At 73.0% G+C, this 21,594-nt stretch carries 15 protein-coding genes and 1 pseudogene; 10 read left to right on the top strand and 6 right to left on the bottom strand.

What is annotated here, in order from left to right:
* Positions 1-43: 43 nt before the first annotated feature.
* A complete protein-coding gene (locus tag AC3EVP_RS08795) occupies positions 44-2,095 on the bottom strand; it encodes a TolB family protein (protein ID WP_435127832.1) in 2,052 nt (683 codons plus the stop codon).
* 497 nt (positions 2,096-2,592) lie between these two features.
* Between AC3EVP_RS08795 and AC3EVP_RS08790 the strand changes: the two genes are divergently transcribed.
* Positions 2,593-4,260, top strand: coding sequence for an alpha-amylase family glycosyl hydrolase (locus AC3EVP_RS08790; protein WP_435127828.1), 1,668 nt, complete (start codon positions 2,593-2,595; stop codon positions 4,258-4,260).
* A gap of 72 nt (positions 4,261-4,332) precedes the next feature.
* Here the strand turns inward: AC3EVP_RS08790 and AC3EVP_RS08785 are convergent, their stop codons facing one another.
* Complete coding sequence (locus AC3EVP_RS08785; protein WP_335982381.1) at positions 4,333-5,481, bottom strand: LacI family DNA-binding transcriptional regulator; 1,149 nt, start codon at positions 5,479-5,481, stop codon at positions 4,333-4,335.
* A 254-nt stretch (positions 5,482-5,735) separates the two neighbouring features.
* Between AC3EVP_RS08785 and AC3EVP_RS08780 the strand changes: the two genes are divergently transcribed.
* The 9 genes and pseudogenes from AC3EVP_RS08780 to AC3EVP_RS08740 all read left to right on the top strand — a co-directional run bounded on the left by AC3EVP_RS08780 (position 5,736) and on the right by AC3EVP_RS08740 (position 16,668).
* Complete coding sequence (locus AC3EVP_RS08780; RefSeq protein ID WP_435127825.1) at positions 5,736-7,388, top strand: ABC transporter substrate-binding protein; 1,653 nt, start codon at positions 5,736-5,738, stop codon at positions 7,386-7,388.
* A gap of 31 nt (positions 7,389-7,419) precedes the next feature.
* Positions 7,420-8,400 carry an ABC transporter permease gene (locus AC3EVP_RS08775; protein WP_335982385.1) on the top strand — a complete coding sequence of 327 codons (981 nt, stop codon included), beginning with the start codon at positions 7,420-7,422 and terminating at the stop codon, positions 8,398-8,400.
* 5 nt (positions 8,401-8,405) lie between these two features.
* The gene (locus AC3EVP_RS08770; RefSeq protein WP_335982387.1) at positions 8,406-9,347 is read left to right on the top strand and encodes an ABC transporter permease; all 942 of its coding nucleotides are present in this window, start codon (positions 8,406-8,408) and stop codon (positions 9,345-9,347) included.
* Positions 9,344-11,158, top strand: coding sequence for an ABC transporter ATP-binding protein (locus tag AC3EVP_RS08765; RefSeq protein ID WP_435127822.1), 1,815 nt, complete (start codon positions 9,344-9,346; stop codon positions 11,156-11,158). The genes AC3EVP_RS08770 and AC3EVP_RS08765 overlap by 4 nt, the downstream gene beginning before the upstream one ends.
* Positions 11,155-12,069, top strand: coding sequence for an alpha/beta fold hydrolase (locus tag AC3EVP_RS08760; protein WP_435127820.1), 915 nt, complete (start codon positions 11,155-11,157; stop codon positions 12,067-12,069). Before AC3EVP_RS08765 ends, AC3EVP_RS08760 begins: the two co-directional genes overlap by 4 nt.
* Before the next feature lie 39 nt (positions 12,070-12,108).
* Complete coding sequence (locus AC3EVP_RS08755; RefSeq protein WP_435127818.1) at positions 12,109-13,284, top strand: glycoside hydrolase family 1 protein; 1,176 nt, start codon at positions 12,109-12,111, stop codon at positions 13,282-13,284.
* Between the two features lie 216 nt (positions 13,285-13,500).
* Positions 13,501-13,983, top strand: a complete 483-nt coding sequence (locus AC3EVP_RS08750; protein ID WP_435127856.1) for a hypothetical protein — start codon at positions 13,501-13,503, stop codon at positions 13,981-13,983.
* A gap of 165 nt (positions 13,984-14,148) precedes the next feature.
* Positions 14,149-15,558: pseudogene (locus AC3EVP_RS08745) on the top strand (alkaline phosphatase family protein); the annotation flags it as partial.
* 309 nt (positions 15,559-15,867) lie between these two features.
* A complete protein-coding gene (locus AC3EVP_RS08740) occupies positions 15,868-16,668 on the top strand; it encodes a YncE family protein (RefSeq protein WP_435127854.1) in 801 nt (266 codons plus the stop codon).
* Between the two features lie 18 nt (positions 16,669-16,686).
* Here the strand turns inward: AC3EVP_RS08740 and AC3EVP_RS08735 are convergent, their stop codons facing one another.
* The 4 genes from AC3EVP_RS08735 to AC3EVP_RS08720 all read right to left on the bottom strand — a co-directional run bounded on the left by AC3EVP_RS08735 (position 16,687) and on the right by AC3EVP_RS08720 (position 21,480).
* A complete protein-coding gene (locus AC3EVP_RS08735) occupies positions 16,687-16,812 on the bottom strand; it encodes a hypothetical protein (RefSeq protein WP_435127816.1) in 126 nt (41 codons plus the stop codon).
* A 110-nt stretch (positions 16,813-16,922) separates the two neighbouring features.
* Positions 16,923-17,726, bottom strand: a complete 804-nt coding sequence (locus tag AC3EVP_RS08730; protein WP_435127814.1) for a DUF4232 domain-containing protein — start codon at positions 17,724-17,726, stop codon at positions 16,923-16,925.
* Positions 17,727-17,956: 230 nt separating this feature from the next.
* Entirely contained in the window at positions 17,957-19,318 is a 1,362-nt protein-coding gene (locus AC3EVP_RS08725; RefSeq protein WP_435127812.1) for a cytochrome P450, read from the bottom strand.
* Between the two features lie 194 nt (positions 19,319-19,512).
* A complete protein-coding gene (locus tag AC3EVP_RS08720; RefSeq protein WP_435127810.1) occupies positions 19,513-21,480 on the bottom strand; it encodes an acyl-CoA dehydrogenase family protein in 1,968 nt (655 codons plus the stop codon).
* Positions 21,481-21,594: the final 114 nt, after the last annotated feature.

Below are 21,594 nucleotides of genomic sequence, written 5' to 3'. Positions count from 1 at the left end.
TGCGCACATAAGCGCACCGCCCCCGCAGTCGTGTCCGGCCCCGTCAGGGGGTGCGGGCGGTGGGGGTGGAGCGGTGCGTGCCGTGGGGCTGGAGGGTGGGCGCGAGGCGGTCCGTGGTGGTGGATGCGCGGAGGGTCGGCAGGGCCCTGGCCGCGGTCTTGGCAGAGGCGGCGGCAGGGGCGGCGCCGCCCGCCCACCAGACGGTGGTGAGTTGGGCGCTGCTGATCGCGACGGCGTTGCCGATGGAGGTGCGGGCCGCGGGGGCGTAGGAGTCGTTGCCGCCGAAGGCGACGACTTCCTGGATGCTCGCGGACTCCTTGGTGAGGTAGCCGGCGGTCAGCGGGGACAGGGAGTCGGCGGCCGACCAGAGGGCCGGGCCGTAGGTGGCGGTGACCGCGTTGCCGGTGACGGCGTTGGACCAGGTGGAACCGCCGTCCACGGTCGCGACGTTGGGCGAGGTCCACCAGAACTGGGCGAGGTTGACCGCGGTCTGCTCGTAGGAACTGCCGCTGACGTCGTAGAACTGCCACTGTGCGGCGAGCGGGGTGTTCTCCAGCGCGGTACGGGCGTTGGCGCCGACCGAGACCAGGCCGGTGGTGTCCGGGTCGAGGGAGTTGAGGTAGGTCTTCACGGCGGCGGGGATCGTCGTGCCCTTGGTGAGCAGGACCACGCCGAGGCCGCGGTAGCCGAGGGCGCCGGCGGCGGTGGAGGCCGCGACCGGGTCGTGGTAGTCCATGCCGTCGGCGACGAAGACCCAGTCGGGCTTCTTGGTGATCTGGACGGCCGTACGGGCCGAGACGGAGGCCAGGTCGGCGCCGTCCATGCGCAGCGCGGTGTAGCCGAGCGCGGTGACCTGGGAGAGCACCGTGGCGCTCAACTGCGAGGTGTTGCCCTCCAGGTAGACGGTGCTGCCCTTGGGGAGGGTGCGCTTGAGTTCGGCGGTGGCGGTGGCGTCCAGCGAGGTGCTGGAGGTCAGCACGATCGGGCCCTGCTTCTCCGCGGCGAGCGAGATCGCGGGGGTGGCGTAGGTGGCGTTGGCCTTGTCGACCAGGACCGCGGAGTGCGCGGTGATCAGGCCGGGCTCGTGGGTCGCGCCGGTGGTGTCGAAGGTGAAGCGGGACGCGGCCTGGTCGATGGTGATGCCGCCGGTGCCGTAGACCCGGTCGAGGGTGTTGTTGCGGACCGGCTGCCAGGCGGGCTTGGTGCCGCTGTTGCTGTAGACGGTGCTGATGCCGTTGGCCAGGTTGACGATCCTGGTGGTGGCGGCGTCGGCCGAGGCGGACGAGGAGGTGGCGGCGCCATAGGCGATCCGCCCGCCGGCCGGGTCCCAGGCGGGGTCGACGTGGTTGACGGCGTCGGTGGTGATCTGCTTGGCGCCGGTGCCGTCGGCGGCGGCGGCGAAGATCTGGCGGTAGCCGTCGACGACCCGGGTGAAGGCCAACTGGCTGCCGTCCGCGGAGTAGGCGGGGTCGGCGCCGTCGGAGACGATCCGCCGCACGGCGTTCGTGCTCGGGTCGAGCGTCCAGATGTCCGAACCGGTCTCACCGCAGGTGGCGCGTTCGAAGGCGAGCGGGCCGAGGATGCTGGCGCTCGGGTGGGTGTCGCACGTCCCGGCCGGCTGCTGGTTGTCGCCGGTCAGCAGCGGCTGCTGTCCGTAGGAGGCGTCGGACGGGCCGTAGAAGAGTTCCTGGCCGGTGCTGGTGACGATGTCGCTGCCGTCCAGCCAGAAGGCGGCGTCGGTGTACTGCGCGCCGGAGGCGCCCTGCGGCCACTCGGTGGTGACGTGCGAGGGGGAGCCGACCAGGCGTGTGCTGGTGAGCCGGGTCGGGTCCTGGCCGCCGGCCACCAGACGGCTGCCGTCCGGGGCCCAGTTGGCGGAGAGCCGAGCGGTGTCGGGCAGGTTCGGCACCTCCGACGCCTCGTTGGCGTCGGCGTCGGCGGTGTTCACGCCGAAGGAGTCGACGACCGAGATCTGGCCGGTGCCGGCGGCGACCGTCATCGCCCCGGCCTGCTGTGCGGTCACGTACAGCAGGCCGGTGGCCAGCGACGCGGCCGAGGTGAGCGCCGCGAGACCGCGGCGCGTACGAGCTTTCACGTGGAGCCCCCCAAAGATGCGATGCCGTGCGGCATCGACCTACGGCATACGGTGTGTGCCGGCGTGCAGCAGGTGCGGTGGCGGTGCGCGCTCCGGCCCGCGGGCGCGGGCGGCCGACCGCTCAACGAGGCGGACTGCTCCCGGTGCTGCCCGAGTGCCGGTGGTGCGTTGCGTGCGGGTGCCGTCAGATCCGGCCCCGGTCCCCTCGACCGTCGGCCGTGTCCCCCCGGCGTGCGCCCCCGCCGCACACCGCTGCTCCTGACGATCTCCTGCCGGCCCGCAGACCCTATGCGGGCCGGGTTGCCGCGGGCACGGGGCGGCAGGGGAAATCCTGGTGAACAGCGGCCCACCGCCGGACGCCGGCGCGGCCCCCGCCGGGCCGGAAGGGCCGCGGCGCCCTGGGGGGAACGTCATACGGCCGGCGTCCCCGATCACCGCGCGTATGCGCTTACATGGTGACAGCGCCATCACCATCTCGCTTCGAGGAAAGGGCATCTGTGGCTCTCGACGGACAACCGCACGGCACGACGGGCGCCGGCGCCCACCGGCGCCCACCGGCATGGCTCTCCGAAGCCGTGATCTACCAGATCTACCCGGCGGCCTTCGCCGACTCCAACGGCGACGGCATCGGGGACCTGCGCGGGGTGCGCGAGCACCTCGACCACCTGGCCTGGCTCGGCGTGGACACGCTGTGGCTGAGCCCCTGCTTCGCCTCGCCGTTCGGGGACGGCGGGTACGACATCAGCGACTACCTCACCATCGCCCCGCGCTACGGCAGCAACGAGGACGCCGACGCGCTGATCGAAGCCGCCCGCGCCCGCGGGATGCGGATCATGTTCGACCTGGTGCCCGGGCACACCTCCCACGAGCACCCGTGGTTCCTGGAGTCGATACGAAACCCCGACGACGACCGGTACATCTGGTCCGACCGCGTCGGGGCCCCGGTGCGCGGCTGGATTCCCAACCACGCCGGGCGCGGCGGCTACTACCTCGCCAACTTCTACGCCATCCAGCCCGCCCTGAACTTCGGCTACGCCCGGCCGGACCCGGCCGAGCCGTGGCGGCAGCCGGTGGACGCGCCCGGCCCGCGGGCCAACCGCGCCGCGCTGCGGGAGGTCATGGCGTACTGGTTCGACCGGGGCGTGTCCGGCTTCCGCGTCGACATGGCCGCCTCGCTGGTCAAGGACGACCCGGGGTCGGTCGAGACCGGCCGGCTGTGGGCCGAGATGCGCGACTGGATCGACCGGGAGTACCCCGGCCGCATCCTGCTGTCGGAGTGGGGCGACCCCAAGACGTCGGTGCCGGCCGGATTCCACGCGGACTTCTTCCTGCACTTCACCGGCACCGCGCTGCGCTCCCTGTGGGACAACGGCACCGGCAGCCAGGGCTCGTGGCCGGCCATCGGCCCCTGCTACTTCGACCCCGACGGCGGCGGCTCGATGGGCACCTTCCTCGACGCCTGGCGGGAGGCGGACAAGGCGATCGACGGCGCCGGCCACATCGCCCTGCCCACCGCCAACCACGACTTCTCCCGGCTGACCTGCGGCCCGCGCACCCGCGACATGGTCGCGCCCGCCTTCGCCTTCCTGCTCACCTGGCCCACGCTGCCGGTCATCTACTACGGCGACGAGATCGGCATGCGGTACGTCCCCGGGCTGCCGGACAAGGAGGGCAGCCAGCTCGACGCCGAGGCGCGCCAGGGGTCCCGTACCCCGATGCAGTGGGACGCCTCCGCGGGGGCCGGTTTCTCCACCGCCGGCGCCGAGCGGTACTACCTGCCGGTCGACCCGGCGCCGGACCGGCCCGACGTGGCCACCGAGCGGGCCGACGAGGGCTCCCTGCTGCACCACGTCCACCGGCTGATCGCGCTGCGCAAGCAGACCCCCGCGCTCCGCAGCGGCGGCACCGTACGGGTGCTGCACCGGGACTACCCGTTCGTCTACCTGCGCGGCGAGAGCCACCTGGTGGTGGTCAACGGGCGCCGCGAACCGGCGGGCGCGCCCTGGCCGGCGAGCGGCCCGGCCCCGCGGGTGCTCGCCGCGCACGGCGTCGAGCTGACCGCGTCCGGCATCCAGGCCGCCGGGTTCTCCTACGCGGTCTACGAACTCGCCCCGGGCGCCCAGGTCTCCGCGTACGAGGACGCCGACGTCGCCACGGCGGACTGACGGCGTACCCGGCCGCAGGCGCCCCGGGTCCCGGCCGACGGGCCCTCAACCGAAGGGGACTTGGGGCGCCCGTCAACCGCGGCGCGGCGCCGGCACCGACTCCGCGCAGCCGCAGCTCGCCCGCAGCACCAGCGCGACCGGGAGCATGAGGGCGTGCGGCTCGCGCGGCGGCGCCCCGATCCGGTCCACCAGCAGCGCGACCGCCTCCTCGCCGATCCGCCGGCTCGGCTGGCGGACGGTGGTCAGCGGCGGCTGGGCCATCGCACCGAGCGGAATGCCGTCGAAGCCGGTCACCGCGATGTCCTCGGGCACGCGGATGCCGTGGGCGGCGAACTCCTCCAACGCCCCTACGGCCATCTGGTCGTTGGCGAGCACCAGCGCGTCAGGCAGCCCGCGTTCGGCGCCCCCGGCAGCGGCGTCCGGCCCCGCGACGGCGCCCCCGGCAGCGTCGATCAGCGCGCGCGCCGCGTCCCGCCCCGCGGTCCGCGTCAGGTCGCCGCGCAGCGCGGGCTCCTCCGGCACCGGCAGCCCGGCGTCCCGGCACGCGTCCCGGTACCCGAGGAAACGGGCCTCGGCGTCCGGCGAGTCCGCGGGCCCGCCGACGAACTCCAGCCGGCGCAGGCCGTGTTCCTCGACCAGATGGCGGGTCAGCTCGCGCTGCCCGGCCCGGTTGTCGACCTGGACGTTGTCGAGGTGGTCCAGCTCCGGCGGCCCGGCCAGCATGACCACCGGCATCCGGCGGGAGACCGTCTCCAGCTCCCGCGCGGCCACGGTCCTGGACATGATCGCGAAGCCGTCGACGTGGCCGGCCAGCGTGGCGACCAGGCTCGACGGGCCGTCCCGCAGCGAGGCGGCGACCAGCAGGGCGTAGCCGCGGCTGCGGGCGGCGCGCTCCATGCCGCGGATGATGTGGTCGGCGTAGAGGGTCGCGGCGCCCTCGTCACCGTCGCCCGGGGTGTCCGTCTCGGGGTCGGCGTGGTCGGGGATGCACAGGCCGAGGATGCCGGTGGTCCGGCTGGCCAGGCCGCGGGCGCTGCCGCTGGGGACGTAGCCGAGGTCGCGGGCGGCGGCGAGCACCTTCTCCCGGGTGGGCGCGCGGACCGCGTCGGGCGAGCGGTAGACCCGGGAGACCGTGGCGATCGACACACCGGCCAGCTCGGCCACGTCGTAGACCGTCGGCGTCCCGGTCGTGCCGGTCGCCGGTTTCCGCGCAGTGGCCACTTGGTGCTCCTCTTCCGGTGCGCGCGAACACGCCTGCTCCCCGTATGCGCATACACGCAGCACACACGGTACCTCCCGGGAAGACGGCCACCGTCCGCCCGGGAGGGCCGCCGGGGACCGCCCGAAGCCGTGCGCAGTTCACAGAACAGGAACCTTGCGGAAACGAAATGTATGCGCATACAGTGCGGAAAGCGCAGGCAGGAGCCTGTGCCCTCCCTCCTCGGAGGTGCCTCAAGGGAGAGGATCACCCCACCATGACGCGTGCCAGCGGGAGACGGCTGAAAGCCGCCGCGGCGTTCGGGGTCGCCGCCATGCTCGTCGCCACCGGCTGCTCGGTCTCGGTGAAGTCCGGCACCTCGAACGTCGGCCCGACCACCTTGCTGGTCGGCGGCGCGGACAACGGCTCACCGGCGCTGTTCCGGAACTTCAACCCGTTCTCGCCGAACAAGCGCAACCTGACGACGTGGATGTACGAGCCGCTCGGGGTCGTCAACAACCTCGACGGCGCCGAGACGCCGTTCCTCGCCACCGGCTACGACCTGCCGAACGCCAGGACCGTCGACTTCCACATCCGGCAGGGCGTGCGCTGGTCGGACGGCAAGGCGTTCACCGCGGCCGACGTCGCGTACACCTTCCAGCTGCTGCGCACCCATGCCGCACTGGACACCGCCGGCGTCTGGCAGCACATCCGCTCGGTGTCCGTCGCCGGCGACGACGTGGTCTTCCACCTGAAGAACTCCGACGTGCCCGCGGCGAAGCTGATCGAGCAGACGCTCATCGTGCCCGAGCACGTCTGGCGCAAGGTCAAGGACCCGGTGACCTACACCGATCCGAACCCGGTGGTCACCGGCCCCTACACGCTGGCGCGCTTCACGCCCAACCAGTACACCCTGGCGAAGAACAAGAGCTACTGGCAGGCCGACAAGGTCGAGGTGCAGAAGGTCGTCGTGCCGGGCTCCAGCTCGGACCTGGCGATCGCCACCCAGGGCTTCGACTGGGCGTACTCCTTCTTCCCGAACGTCGACAAGACCTGGGTGAAGGCGGACGAGCAGCACAACAGCTACTGGTTCCCGCCCGGCGGCATCGTCTCGCTGCTGCCCAACCTCACCAAGGCGCCGTTCAAGAACATCGACTTCCGCAAGGGACTGTCGCTCGCGCTGGACCGCCAGCAGATCGCCGACAAGGCGGAGCAGGGCTATGTGCAGGCGGCCAGCCAGACCGGGCTGCTGCTGCCGAACGAGAAGGCGTCGCTCAACACCGCCATCCCGGACCAGGGCATGGTGACCCAGGACACCGCCGCCGCGCTCGCCGCGTTCGCGAAGGCCGGCTACACCAAGCACGGCGGCAAGCTGGTGGACGCGTCCGGCAGGCCGCTGAGCGTCGACCTCACGGTGCCGGACGGCTGGTCGGACTGGCTCCAGGGCGCCCAGGAGATCATCCAGCAGCTGCGCGCGGTCGGCATCACCGTCAAGCTCGACAAGCCGCAGCCCGCGGCGTACCAGCAGGACCTCCAGAACGGCGACTTCGACCTGGCGCTGGGCACCGTCGGCGGCTCGGGCTCGCTCTACCAGGACTACAACAACCTGCTGAACTCCGCGTTCAAGAAGGCGGTGGGCACCTCCACCGCGTCCAACTACGAGCGCTACGGCGACGCGGCGACCGACAAGCTGCTCAACACGCTGCGCACGACCACCGACCCGGCCGCGCAACAGCGCCTCGCCGACCAGTTGCAGAACGTGGTGTACGGGCAGCTGCCCGAGATCTCGCTCTTCTACGGCGGCCTGTGGGGCCTGTCCAGCGACAAGAAGTTCACCGGCTGGCCCAGCCAGAAGAATCCGTATGCGTCGTTGATGACCTGGGGTTCGACCCCGCTGCTGGTGATGACGCATCTGCGGTTGGCGAAGTAGGCGACCGCGGAAGGGACGAGGAGAACCCCTCATGCGCTACATCCTGCGCAAGTTCGGGCTGCTGCTGCTCACCTTGTGGGCCGCCGTCACGCTCAACTACGCGCTCCCCCGGCTGATGCCGGGCTCACCGGCCGACGCGGCGGTGGCGAAGCTCTCGCAGAGCGGCCCGGTGTCGCCGTCGACCCGGGCCGCGATCGAGGCCCAACTGGGCGTGCCCAGCGGCAGTTGGTGGCACCAGTACGTGGAGTACCTCAACACGGTGGTCCACCTGCGGTTCGGGGTGTCGTACACCTTCTTCCCGCAGTCGGTGTCCAGCATGGTGGCGCAGGCGCTGCCCTGGACGCTGATGCTGGTCGGCCTGGTCACGGTGCTGGCGTTCGTCGTCGGCTCGCTGATCGGCGTGGCCGCGGCCTGGCGGCGCGGGACCTGGCTGGACTCACTGCCGACGCTGTCCGGCGCGTTCCTGGCGGCGTTCCCGTACTTCTGGACCGCGCTGCTGCTGGTCTTCTTCGCCGGATACGTGCTCGGCTGGTTCCCGACCTCGGGCGCGTACTCCGCGGACGCGGTGCCGAACCTGTCGTTCGGCTTCGTCCAGGACTCGCTGTACCACGCGGTGCTGCCCGCGCTGACGATCCTGCTGACGTCGCTGGGCGGCTGGATTCTCGGCATGCGCAACACCATGATCGGCACCATCGGCGAGGACTACGTGACCTTCGCCGAGGCCAACGGCCTGCGCGGGCGCACCGTCGCCCTGCGGTACGCGGCACGCAACGCGCTGCTGCCCAACCTCACCGGCTTCGGCATGGCGCTGGGCGGGGTGGTCGGCGGCTCGCTGCTGGTGGAGCAGGTCTTCGACTACCCCGGTGTGGGCCACCTGCTGTACAGCGCGGTGACCAACCACGACTACCCGCTGATGCAGGCGCTGTTCCTGATGATCACGGTGTGCGTGCTGGTCGCGAACTTCATCGTGGACGTCCTCTACGGCGTCCTGGACCCCCGGACCAGGCGGTGACCGAGATGACCTCCCCTGCAACGAACCTGCCGGGCCCCGCGCTTCCGACCGGGCCCGCGGCGCCGTCGAGTTCGGGCGCCATGCGCGCGGCCCAGGTCTTCGGCCGCTCCTTCGGCACCGTGTGGAGCAACGGCAAGGCCCGGGTGGGCCTGGTGATCCTGGCGCTCTTCGTCCTGGTGGCGGTCTTCGCGCCGGTGCTGGCGCCGTACTCGCCGCACGAGAACGACTTCGCCACCGGCGCCGGCAGCAGCTCGGCACACCTGCTGGGCACCACCGGCGCCGGCGAGGACGTGCTGTCCCAACTGCTGTACGGGGCGCGGGTGTCGATCGTGGTCGGCTTCGTCGCCGGCGGTCTGGCCACGCTGGTGGCGGTGGCCGTCGGCCTGTCCTGGGGCTACCTGCGCGGCTGGCTCGGCGACGTGGTCAACTTCGTCGTCAACCTCTTCCTGGTGGTCCCCGGCCTGCCGCTGATGATCATCATCGCCGCCTACCTCCAGAACGGCGGCCTGAAGATGGTCGTGCTGGTGGTCGTGATCACCGGCTGGGCGTGGGGGGCGCGCGTGCTGCGGGCGCAGACCCAGTCGCTGCGCAGCCGGGACTTCGTGACCGCGGCACTGTTCAGCGGCGAGAGCGCGACCCGCGTGGTCTTCCGGGAGATCCTCCCCAACATGACCTCGATGATCGCCGGCTCCTTCTTCGGCGCGGCGACCGCCGCGGTGCTGTCGGAGTCCGGGCTGTCCTTCCTCGGGCTCGGCGACCCCTTCACGGTCAGCTGGGGCTCGATGCTCTACTGGGCGCAGAACTCCAACGCCCTCCTCACCGGCCAGTGGGTGCTGCTGTTCGCCCCCGGTCTGTGCGTCGCGCTGCTGGCCACCGCGATGACCCTGGTCAACTTCGGTGTCGACGGGCTGAGCAACCCGCGGCTGCGGGAAGGGAGCACGCGATGAGCCTGCTCGACGTCAGGAACCTCAGCATCGTCTACGAGCCGCGCGGCGCCGAGCCGACGCTCGCGGTCAAGGACGCGTCCTTCCGGCTGGCGCAGGGCGAGTTCGTCGGCCTGGTCGGCGAGTCGGGGTCGGGCAAGTCCACCCTGGGCTTCGCGCTGACCCGGCTGGCCAAACCCCCGGCGCGGATCTCCGCCGGCCGCATCCTCTTCGACGGCACCGACATCGCCGAACTCGACACCGAGCAGGTGCGGTTGCAGCGGCACGGCGGCTTCGCCATGGTGCTCCAGTCCGGGATGAACGCGCTGAACCCGGTGCGCACCATCGGCCACCACTTCGGTGACATCTTCGCCGCGCACGGCCATGTGCCGCGGCCGCGCCGCCGGGCGCGGGCGGTGGAACTGCTGGAGAAGGTCGAGCTGACCGCCGCCGTGCTCGACCGCTACCCGGGCGAGCTGTCCGGCGGGATGCGGCAGCGCGTGTCGATCGCGCTCGCGCTGTGCCTGGAGCCGCGGCTGATGGTCTTCGACGAGCCGACCACGGCGCTGGACGTGATGGTCCAGCACGCGGTGATGCGCACCATCCGCGAACTCCAGGAGAGCGAGGGCTTCACCGCGGTCCTGATCAGCCACGACCTGGGCGTGGTGCTGGAGTCCACGGCCCGGGTGCTGGTGATGAAGGACGGCGTCATCGTGGAGGACGCGCCGTCCAAGGACGTCTTCGAGCGGCCGCAGCACCCCTACACGCGGTCGCTGCTGGGGCACTACGCCGACCCGCGCGCGGAGGTGGTGGAGCTGCCGGGGCTGCCCGCAGCGGATTCAGGTACGGACACGGCGGCGGGTACGGGTACGGCGGGCGCAGCTACGGATACGGGTACGGCATCCGCCGCGACCGTCGCGCGTGGCCGTAACGGCGGTCGTACCGGCGGCCGTACGGGAACGCGGACGGGAACGCGTACGGCCGCGCAGGACGCGATGGTCGTGGCGGATGTCAGCCGGGTCTACCCGGGGCGGCGGCGCGGGGACGCCCCCGTGACGGCGGTGGAGGGCGTCTCCTTCCGGCTGGAGCCGGGCGAGTCGATGGCCCTGGTCGGCCAGTCCGGCTCGGGCAAGTCCACCCTGGCCAAGCTGATCACCGGGGTAGAGCAGCCGACCAGCGGCACCGTATCCTTCGGCGACCTGCGGGTCGACCGGCTGCGGCGGCGGAAGCTGCACACCCTGCACGCCGATGTCCAGATGGTCTTCCAGGACCCGTACGCCGCGCTCAACCCGCTGCACACGGTCGAGTACACGCTCACCCGGCCGGTGGTGAACTTCACCGGGCGCAAGGGCGCGGCGGCCAGGAAGCGGGTGCTGGAACTGCTGGAGATCGTCGGGCTGACGCCGGTCGAGCAGTTCGCCGCGCGGCTGCCGCACGAACTGTCCGGCGGCCAGCGGCAGCGTGTGGTGATCGCCCGCGCGCTGGCGAGCGACCCGCAGGTGCTGATCGCCGACGAGCCGGTCTCGATGCTCGACGTCTCGCTGCGCGCCGGGGTGCTGGCCCTGCTGCGGGACCTGCGCGCCGACTTCGGGGTCTCGCTGCTGTACATCACCCACGACCTGCTGTCGGCGCGCGTGGTGACCGACAGGATCATGGTGCTGCACCAGGGGCGCGTGGTGGAGTCGGGGCCGACCGCCAAGGTGCTGCGCTTCCCCGAACACGACTACACGACACGGCTGCTGGACTCCATCCCGCAGCCCGCGCGCCGCTTCGCGGCGGCCGCCGGCAGCGGTGAGGGAAGCGGCGGCGGCGCCGCGGGGGAGGGCGCGGCATGAGCGGGCAGGGAAGCGCGCTGCCGGGCGGGCAGGTCCGCCCGGGCCGCCCGTTCAGCGTCCTGCCGGTGCCAGACACCGTCGAGGTGCTGGAACTGGAGGCGCCCGTCGGCACTTTGACCGCCCTGCGGGCGCACCCCGCCGGTCCCGCCGCCGGCGGCACCGCGCTGCTGGTGCCGGGGTTCACCGGCTCCAAGGAGGACTTCCTCCCGCTGCTGCCGCTGCTCGCCGAACGCGGCGTCGACGCCTGGGCGTTCAGCCAGCGCGGGCAGGCCGACTCGGCGGCGCCGGCCGGTGAGGAGGCGTACACGCTGGACGCGTTCACCGGAGACGTCCTCCATGTCGCCTCGCTCATCGCCGAGTTGACGGGGCATCAGCGCACGCATCTGCTGGGCCACAGTTTCGGCGGCACCGTCGCCCGGGCGGCGGCGATCCGCGGCGGCCGGGCGGTCTTCGCCGACCTGGCCATGCTCTGCTCGGGCCCGCACGGCTGGCCGGGCCGCAAGGCCGCGGAAGAGGCGCGGCTGCGCGGGGCCGGCAAGCAGACCGACCTGTGGACCCTCGACCGGCCCGAGGCGGCCAGGACCGCCCGGCGCGCCCCGGAACGGCTCAGCCCCACCGAGCGGTTCCTGCGCGAGCGGTCGCTACGCACCAGCGTGGACCACCTGCTGGGCGCCATCGGCATCCTCGCCGACCCGGCCGACTCCACCCCTCACCTGGCCGCCACCGGACTGCCCGTCCTGGTCGCCCACGGCGCGTACGACGACGCCTGGCCGCAGGAGTGGCAGCGCACGATGGCCGAACGCCTCGGCGCGCGCCACGAGGTCATCGCCGACGCCGGCCATCTGCCCAACCAGGAGAACCCGGCCGCCACCGCGGACCTGCTCTCCGACTTCTGGTCGCACACCGGCTGACCGGTCGTCACCTTTCACGACACGAACGAGGTTTTCTCCGTGCTGCACTTCCCGGACCGTTTCCTGTGGGGCGCCGCGACCGCCGCGCACCAGATCGAGGGGAACAACATCAACAACGACTGGTGGCCGCGCGAGCACGCGCCCGGCACCAGCATCGTGGAGCCCTCCGGGGACGCCTGCGACAGCTACCACCGGTTCCGCGAGGACATGGCGCTGCTGCGTGACGCGGGCCTGGACACGTACCGGTTCAGCATCGAGTGGAGCCGGATCGAGCCGGAGGAGGGCGTGGTCTCGCGCGCCTCGATCGACCACTACCGGCGGATGGTGGACACCGCGCTGGAACTGGGCATCACCCCGATGGTGACGCTGATGCACTTCACCGTGCCGCGCTGGTTCGCGCAGGAGGGCATGTGGCGCAGCCCCAAGGCGGCGGACCGCTTCGCGCGGTTCACCGAACTGGCGCTGCCGGTGCTGGGCGACGACGTGAAGTGGGTCTGCACCGTCAACGAGCCCAACATCGCGGCGATGATCGCCGGCGGCGAGGACCCGGCGAACCTGGTGGCGTACGGCCTGCCGGCGCCGGACCTCCAGGTCGCGGACACCCTGCTGGCCTGCCACCAGCGGGCGCGCGAGGTGCTGTCCGGCGTGGGCGGGGTGCGCTCCGGCTGGACCGTCGCCACCCAGGCGTTCCAGGCCGAGCCGGGCAGCGAGGACATCGCGCACGCCTACGGCTACCACCGCGACGACTGGTACCTGGAGGCCGCGCGCGGCGACGACTGGGTCGGCGTGCAGGCCTACACCCGTACGATCATCGGCCCCGACGGCCCGCGCCAGGTGCCCGAGGGCGTGGAGACCACGCTGACCGGGTGGGAGTTCTACCCGCGGGCGCTGGAGCTCGGGGTGCGCAGCGCGTGGGAGAAGACCGGCGGCACCCCGGTGTTCGTCACCGAGAACGGCATCGCCACCGCCGACGACGCCCGCCGGATCGACTACACCCGCGGCGCGCTCACCGGACTGCACGCGGCCATCGCGGACGGCGTCCAGGTGGAGGGCTACCTGCACTGGAGCCTGCTGGACAACTACGAGTGGGCGTCCGGCTTCCGGCCGACCTTCGGGCTGATCGCCGTGGACCGGCAGACCTTCGTCCGCACCCCGAAGCCGTCGCTGGCGTGGCTGGGGGGCGTGGCGCGGGCAGGCGGGGTCGAGCCGCGGTAGCGGCAACCGGACGGGCAGGACAACGGCCGGGCGGCGCGGCGGCACGGTGGCCGGGTGGCGGCCGGACACCGGCCGGATGGCACGGCGGCCGGACAACGGCCGGGCGGCGCGACGTACTTGTCATGTTCACGGATCGGGCTAGCCTGAGAGCTGCCCGGTCCGTACGTCCCGCCCGTCCCCCTCGCCCCAGGAGGCCCCGTGCCCGCGTCCGCGCCCGTGTCCGTACGCCCCCGCCGACTCGCCGCCGCCACGCTGGTCGCGGCGGCCGCCCTCCTGGCCGCGGCGCCGCTCGCCCAGGCCAGCGGCAGCAAGATGACCCAGGCCGCGGCGGCCGCCGAACTGTCCGCCGCGGGCATCACCTGGAGTTCGAGCGGCAACTGCACCACCCGCTCCAACTCCACCTGCACCTCCTTCGACCAGATCAACTCCGGCACGGTCGACGCCATGGTCACCCTGAAGAACGCCAGCGGATGCGCCCTCAACATCACCGGCGGCACCGAGGTCGGGCACGCCTCCGGCACCTACAGCCACTACAACGGCTACAAGGTCGACCTGTCGCACAACACCTGCATCGACGCCTACGTGCACAACAGCTTCACGTACATCGGCTACCGCGGTGACGGCTACCCGCAGTGGCAGGCGGCGTCCGGCAACCTCTACTGCGACGAGGGCAACCACTGGGACGTCACCGTCTACTGACGTACCGACGTGGGGATGTGGGGACATACCGGCGTCCCCGGTCCGGCGGCCGCCCGTCGAGGCGGCCGCCCATTGAGGCGACAGCGCGTTGTGTGCACGGCCGTTCGGCGGCCTGGTGGTGTGTCGTACGGCCGTTCCCGATCTTCGACGGTGAAGGTGTGGAACATGGCTGACTTCTCGCGCAGACGGCTGCTCAGGTCCGCGTTCGGCGCCGGCGGCGCGGCGGCGGCGATGACGCTGCTGCCCCCGAACCTGCGGCGCGCCATGGCCGAGCCGGCCGGGAACCCGGGCTCGCTCGACGCCATCGAGCACGTGGTGGTCCTCATGCTGGAGAACCGCTCGTTCGACCACTACTTCGGCACCATGCCCGGTGTCCGCGGCTTCGACGACCCGGACGCGGTGACGCTGTCCACCGGGCGGTCGGTCTTCTACCAGCCCGACCCGGTCAACCCCGACGGCTACCTGCTGCCCTTCCACCTCGACACCAGGTCGAGCAGTGCGCAGGCGATCCCCTCGACCAGCCACGCCTGGACCGTGCAGCACGCGGCGGTCAACGGCGGCCGGATGGACCAGTGGCTGCCCGCCCACCGCGCCGCCGACGGCCAGGCCAACGGCCCCTACACGATGGGCTACTACAAGCGCGACGACATCCCGTTCCACTTCGCGCTCGCCGAGTCGTTCACGCTGTGCGACGCGTACTTCTGCTCGCTGCTCGGCCCGACCTGGCCCAACCGGCTCTACCACTGGAGCGGCACCATCGACCCCGCGGGCCTGGCCGGCGGCCCGGTGATCAGCAATGTCATCCCCGCCCCCTTCCGCTGGACCACCTACCCCGAACGCCTCACCGCGGCCGGCGTGTCCTGGCACGTCTACCAGCAGGAGGACGACTACGGCACCAACCCGCTGGAGTGGTTCCAGGCCTACCAGGACGCGAGACCCGGCGACGCCCTCCACGAGCACGCCCTGACCATCGGCCCCGCCGACCAGTTCGCGCGGGACGCGGTCAACGACCGCCTGCCGACCGTCTCCTGGATCATCCCGACCTCCGAGCAGAGCGAGCACCCCGACTACACCCCGGCGGCCGGCGCCGACTTCCTCGCCCGCCAGCTCGACGCGGTCGCGGCCAACCCCGATGTGTGGCGCAAGACCGTCTTCATCGTCAACTACGACGAGAACGACGGACTGTTCGACCACATGGTCCCGCCGATGCCGCCGCCCGGCACCCCGGACGAGTTCGTCGGCGGGCTGCCCATCGGCGCCGGGGTCCGCGTGCCGTGCCTGATCGTCTCCCCCTGGACGCAAGGCGGCTACGTCGCCGGCGAGCCCTTCGACCACACCTCGGTGCTGCGCTTCCTGGAGCGGATCACCGGAGTGCGCGAGACCAACATCAGCGCCTGGCGCCGCTCCACCTTCGGCGACCTGACCTCCGCGCTCGGGCTGCCCGGCTCCCGCCCCTTCCCCCGGTTGCCCGACACCAAGAAGCAGTTCTGGGCCGCCGAGAACGAGGTCGCCACGCTGCCGCCGATCACTTTGCCGGGCGCCGACCAGACCCCGCCGCACCAGGAGGGGAAGCGCGCCGCCGAGGACACCGCGAAGCAGCCCGCGTCCGGCGGGCCGTACGGACCGGACACCGCGCCCGCCACCGGGTCCGCGCACCCGCGCACCCGCCCGTACGCCATCAGCCGCATCGTCGAGAACGCCACCACGCACCGCTCGGACTTCCCGCACGGCACCAAGGGCACCGACTTCCCCGGCACCCAGGAGGCCGTGCCCACCGTCGGCCCCACCACCGGCACCCACGTCTACACCGTCGGCGTGGTCAGCTTCACCCTCGCGGTGATCGACGCCTCCAGCCGCCAACTCGTCGCCAGCGTCAAGGCCGGCATGAGCCCGTACGGCCTGGCGAGCGCCGACGGCGGCGCCAAGCTGTACTTCAGCAGCTCCGGCGAGAACTCCGTCTCCGTCTACGACACCACCACCGGCCTGGTCACCGGCACCGTCGGCGTCGGCCCCTACCCGCACGGCCTGGCCACCTCGCCCGACGGCCGCAGCCTCTACGTCGCCAACACCGGACCGGACAGCGGGTTCGGCGGCTCGCGCACCCTGTCGGTCCTCGACACCGCCACCGACACCGTCACCGCCACCTGGCAGACCGGCAACAGCCCGCACTCCGTCGCCCCCGGCACCGACGGCCGCACCCTCTACGTCTCCTGCTACGACGGCCTGTCGGTCGTGGACACCGGCACCGGCAGGCAGCGCGCCCTGCTCACCGACCAGGCCGAGGCCCAGGGCGTCGCCGTCCACCCCGACGGCACCCGCGTCTACGTCGTCAACACCTGGCACGACACCCTCTCGGTGGTCGACACCCGCACCCACCGGGTGCTCGACCGCGTCCGGGTCGGCCGCACCCCCTGGCAGGTGGCCGTCAGCCCCGACGGCTCGCGGCTCTACGTCACCAACTCCAGGGACGACACGGTCTCCGTGCTCGACGCGGCCCGCAACCGGGTGGTCGGCACCGTCGGCGTCGCCCACGTCCCGACCACCGTCACCGCGACCGGCTCCACCGTCTGGGTCGCCACCAACGCCTCCGCGACGATCGACGCGATCGACGCGAAGTCCCTGGCGCTCCTGGGGAGTACGCCGCTGGGGCTGACCACGAGCCCGGTGGGGCTCGTCGTCGCCTGAGCCACGGGGGTGCCTCGGTCAGTGCGGGCGGCGGCGGACGCCCGCCTCGAGGGCCGAGGCGCCCACGTCGCCCAGGACGACGACGTGGAAGACCGCGCCGGCGACCGCGGCCACGAAACGGGAGATCCTGCGGGTGCTGCGCATGAGGTGCCACCTGTCCGATCGGGTCTGCGGGGGGGACGGGGCCCGCGGGGTCCGCGGGGGGTTGACCGGGGGTCGTCCGCGGCTGCTTGCCGAGGGCGAACCCCGCGCGGTCACCAGCTCAGGGCGTCGTCCATCGACTGCTGCCAGTAGGTGGTGGTGAGGGTGTCGTCGATGTAGACGCCCTTGGGCGGCAGCGCGGGGTGGGCGGCGCCGCCGACGCTGCCGGAGAGGGAGCGGGGCTGGAAGAGGACGTCCAGGGTCTTCGCGGTGTAGCCGTACTTGCCGCTGCCGTCGGTGGCCGACAGCGAGACGGAGGCGTAGCCGGACTCGCCCGGGTTGAGGGTGACCACGGCCTGCGGCTGCGAGTCGTCGATGACCGGCGGCACCGCCTGGGCGCCGGTGAAGTCCAGCTCCGGGTAGCCGTACAGGTAGCAGGTGTGCGTGCCGGTGTTGGTGACCGTGAGGAGCAGGTGGTTCACCGGGCGGGTCAGCGGGGCGGCCACCGTCTTGGTGTTCGACGCCTCGCAGGTGACCGCCTTGCCGGTGCCGCTGCTGTTCCCGCTGTTCCCGTTGCCGGCGCTGGTCCCGCTGTTCCCGCTGTTCCCGCTGCCGGTGTTCTTCCCGCTGGTGTCGTCCGCGGCCGGGGCCTTGGCCGGGTCGGTTCCCTGGGCCGCGGGGGCGGTCGGGGTCTGCGCCTGGTCCGCGGGGAGCGTCACCGCCGGGTCCGCGGTCTTCGTGGTGGAGACGCCGTTCGCGGCGCCCTCCGCCCGGCTGCCCGTGCCGTCGTCCGAGCAGGCGGTCAGGGACAGCGCGGCGACGACGACGGCCGCGGCGGCGCCGGCCAGCCGGACACCCGAGGTACGGGTACGGGCGGCACGAGCGGTACGGGTGCGGGTGGTGCGGATGCTGAACATCGGGTGGGCCTCTTTCGCGGTTCGAGCCGGTGGATCGCTTGGACGACCTGAGCCTGCGGCGTGATCCGTCCCAGCCGCCACGCCTGGCGGCCGGTTGGGGACGATGGAACGTCGAAACACCATCTGACCAGCGCGAACGTGCTTCCCCTGGAACGGCGGAACGGGACGCCCGACGGCCGGGCACCGCCCCTGCCGCCCCCTCGCCGCTCCCTCGCCGACCCGTCGCCGCCCTACCGGACCGCCGGTCGCAGCCGGCGGTGGAAGCGGACCCGGGCTCCGTGGGCGGGCACGAGCGTGACCGACAGCAGCCGGGCCGGCTCGGGCGGGCCGGCCGGCGCGGGCACGGCCCGGGCGAGCACCTCCCGGAGCACCGTCTCCACCTCCAACTGCGCCAGCGGTGCGCCGATGCAGCGGCGCACCCCGCCCCCGAACGGCGTCAGCGAGTACGCCACCGGGTCCGCCGCCAAGTGCCGCTCCGGCCGGAACAGGTGCGGCTGCGGCCACAGCCGCCGGTCGAGGTGGACCGGCGGGAAGAGCGCGGCGACGAACGCGTGCCGAGGCACCGGGTACCCCGCGAGCCGGGTGTCCCGGACGGCGGTGCGGATCGCGTAGTAGACAGCGGGGCGCAGCCGGGTCGACTCCTTCACCGTCGCCTTCAGCAGGCGGTCGGAGCCCGCGTCGAGGTCGTCGATCAACGCGTTGCGCGCCGCGGGGTGGTGGGCGAGCAGGTGCAGCGTCCAGGCGATCGTGGTCGCGGTGGTCTCGTACCCGGCCAGCACCAGGCCGGTCAGCTCGTCGAGCACCTGCTCGTCGTCGAGCCCGGCGCCCTGCTCGTCCCGGGCCTCGAGCAGCATCGACAGCACGTCGTCCCGCGCGGTGCCGCCGCGCCGGCGGCTCTCGGCCCGGCGCACCGCGATCTCCGTGCGCGTCAGGTCCTGGACGGCCGCCCGCAGCCGTGCGAAGCGGCCGCCCGGCGACCACCGGCCCGCGTCGCGCTGCAACGGCCTGGGCAGGAACAGCACCGCCACGTTGTCCATCCCGGCGAACGCGGTCAGAGCCCGCCGGAACAGCGCGACCCGGCCGGGGTCGGTCAGGCCGAACACCACCCGCAGGATGACGTCGAGGGCCACCCGCTGCGCCCAGGGGCGTACCGCCACGCCGTCGCCGGTCAGCAGCTCCGGCAGCCCGGCGCGCACCAACTCCCGCATCCGCGCCGCCCAGCGGACGACCCGATCACCGTGGAAGGGGGGCAGCAGCAGCTTGCGGTGCGGCAGATGGCGGGGCGGCGGTGTGCAGATCAGCGACCCCGCGCCGACCGCCGGCCGCAGCAGCGCCGCGCCGTCCCCGCCGGCGAACCGCTCGTGGTCGGTGAGCACCGCCCGGTTGGCCGCGATGTCCGCCGAGCACACCAGCGCCGCCCGGTACGGGTGGACCCGCAGCGAGAACACCGGCCCCAACCGCTCGCGCAGCGCCAGTCCGTACCCCTGCGGGTCGAGCAGCATCCGCAGCGTCTGCACAGCCCGCGGCGCCCTGGCCGCCGGCGGGAAGCGCCGCGGGTCCCACGACGGCTCCCGCGCGAACGGGTCACTCATGCCCGACCTCCCCCTCCTGGGTCCCACGAGTTCCGACCAGCGGTTCACGGCGCCGCGGGTCCGGCTCCGCGGGTCCGGCGCCGGGGGTCCGGCTCCGCGCTTCACGGCCCCGCGTCCCAGGCCAGGTGCCTCGGCTCACCGGCGCCGGCTGACGTGCACCGCACCGGCACACCGTTCGCCCGGCCCCGCCTGCTTCAGCCGGCGTCCTCCTCCCGCCAGGGGCCGGCCGGGTCGTCGTAGGCGGCGGCGAACCCCTCCGTCGCGATCGGCGCCTGGAGCACCTCGTCCGGAATGGCGAAGGCGTCCACGAGCGTCAGCGCGTGCGGCGCCAGCCAGGCGCTGATCCGGTCGGCGGCCGGGCCGAGTTCGCGGACGTCCTCGGCGGACAAGTGGCCGTCGGCCAGCAGCAGGCCCGCGTGCGGCGCGAGGCGTTGCAGCGCGAACAGCTGGAAGAGCTGGTCGAGCACCGTACGCGTGGCGGTGTCGCCGACCTGGTCGACCGCCGCCAGGAACGCTTCCGCCGCCCGCCGGGCCGCATACGCGTCGACCAGTTCGAGCCCCGGGTTCACCGCGTGGTTCCAGCGGTCCAGCGGCCCGGTGCTGGGGCGGCCGAGCCGCTCTCTGGCCCGCCGCAGGCACCGCAGCTCGTGGCGTATCAGCACCTCCAGCAGCCGGCGGGAGCCGGTGGGCGCGGCCGCGGGTCCGGCGCGATCGGCCGCCCCGGCCGCCCCGGCAGGCACGGCGGACGCGGCCGGTACGGCGGACTCGGCCGGGGTACCCGTCTCGGCGGGCGGCCGGTAGCCGCGCCCGGTCAGCATGTCCGCGGCGGCCTTGGTCCAGATGACGAGGTTGTCCCCTTCCGCGGTGATGGTGCTCTCGATGGGCGTGATCAGGTCGACGATCCGGTTGACGGACAACAGCCCCTGCGCACCGCAGCGTTCACGGCACTCCAGCACGATGTCCCGGGCCTGCCAGGTGGTCCAGCCCTTCGCCGCGGCGACGAGCACGTCCACCTCGGCGGCGTCGGCCGCCCCGGTGCCACCGCCCGGTTCCCCGGTGCCGTTCCGGGCCTCCGCGAACTCGCCGTCGTCCCGGCGGCCGCACTCCCGCACCGCCGCCCGCAGCAGGAACGTCGCCGCGTACGCCCGCGCCACCGCGCCCAGCAGCCGTGTCTGATGGCAGCGGTAGGCGAAGACCGGGACCCCGGTCCGGCCGACCGGCGCGAAGGTGTGGCGGTGGTGGGCGTACCGCACCGCGATGGCCAGGGCCGACCGGGCGCCGCCCACCGCCGCCCCGCTCAGGCACAGCTTGCCGGTGGTGACGCGCTGGATCGACCGCAGGAAGCGGCGCCGCCGGCTGCCGACCGCGCTGCGGAAGGCGCCCTCGGCGGTCAACTCCGTGTGCTCACCCGCCAGCAGCGCCGACCGCGCCAGCACCACCCGGTCGAACGACGTGAGGGCGTGGTCGACCGACGACCCCGGGATCTCCGACAGCGGGCGTATGCGGATGCCGGGCAGCGGCCCCCGCGCGTCGCGCAGCGGTACAAAGAACAGGTGCACCCCGCAGTTCTGGCCCCGGACGATCAGCCTGGCCGCCACCAGGCCGCTCTTGCGGCCGCCCGCGGGGCCGGTGTTGGGCATGAACTTCTGCGCGCCCGCGGTCGGGGTGTGCAGCACGAAGTCGTCCGTCTCCTGGCGGTAGGTCGCGGTGGTCTCCAGGTCCGCCGCGTTGTTGCCGTAGCCGAGTTCCGTGATCAGCACCGCGCCGTAGTCGTCGAGCCGGATGAACGGCGCCGGGTCGACCGCCTTTCCGGGGTCCAGCCGGAGCAGGCTGCCCAGGAAGAGGTTGTAATGGATTGTCGCGAGTGTGGTGAGCGAGCCGTCGACCATGCCCAGCCATTCGTGCAGCGCGACCAATCGCGTGGTCGAACCGACGAATTCCGGGACCGAACCCACGGCGCCATTGACCTCCCGCAGCCGTTCATAGGCGGCTTCCGCCCGCTCGGAAAGCGATAATCCGTCGCGGTAACGGAATACCTCTCGGCGCAGCACCTCGGTCCACGGCCGGTGCGCCGCCTCGAAGCCGCCGTCGAAGAGAGCGTCGGTCAGCGGTCCGGCCCGCACCGCGCCCGCCGGGACGGCCTCGACCGGGACGGTGTCCACGGGGACCGCCCCGCCCGCGCCGGACGGTGGGCCCGGTCGGCCCGGCGCACCCGGTGGGCCCGGCCCGTCCGCGAGCCGCGCCGTCGGCATCCACACGGGCGGGGTCACCGTGGG

The sequence above is a fragment of the Actinacidiphila sp. bgisy144 genome, from assembly GCF_057708105.1.
The sequence above is the reverse complement of the archived record's forward strand: the minus strand, read 5'-3'. Positions and strand labels throughout refer to the sequence as shown.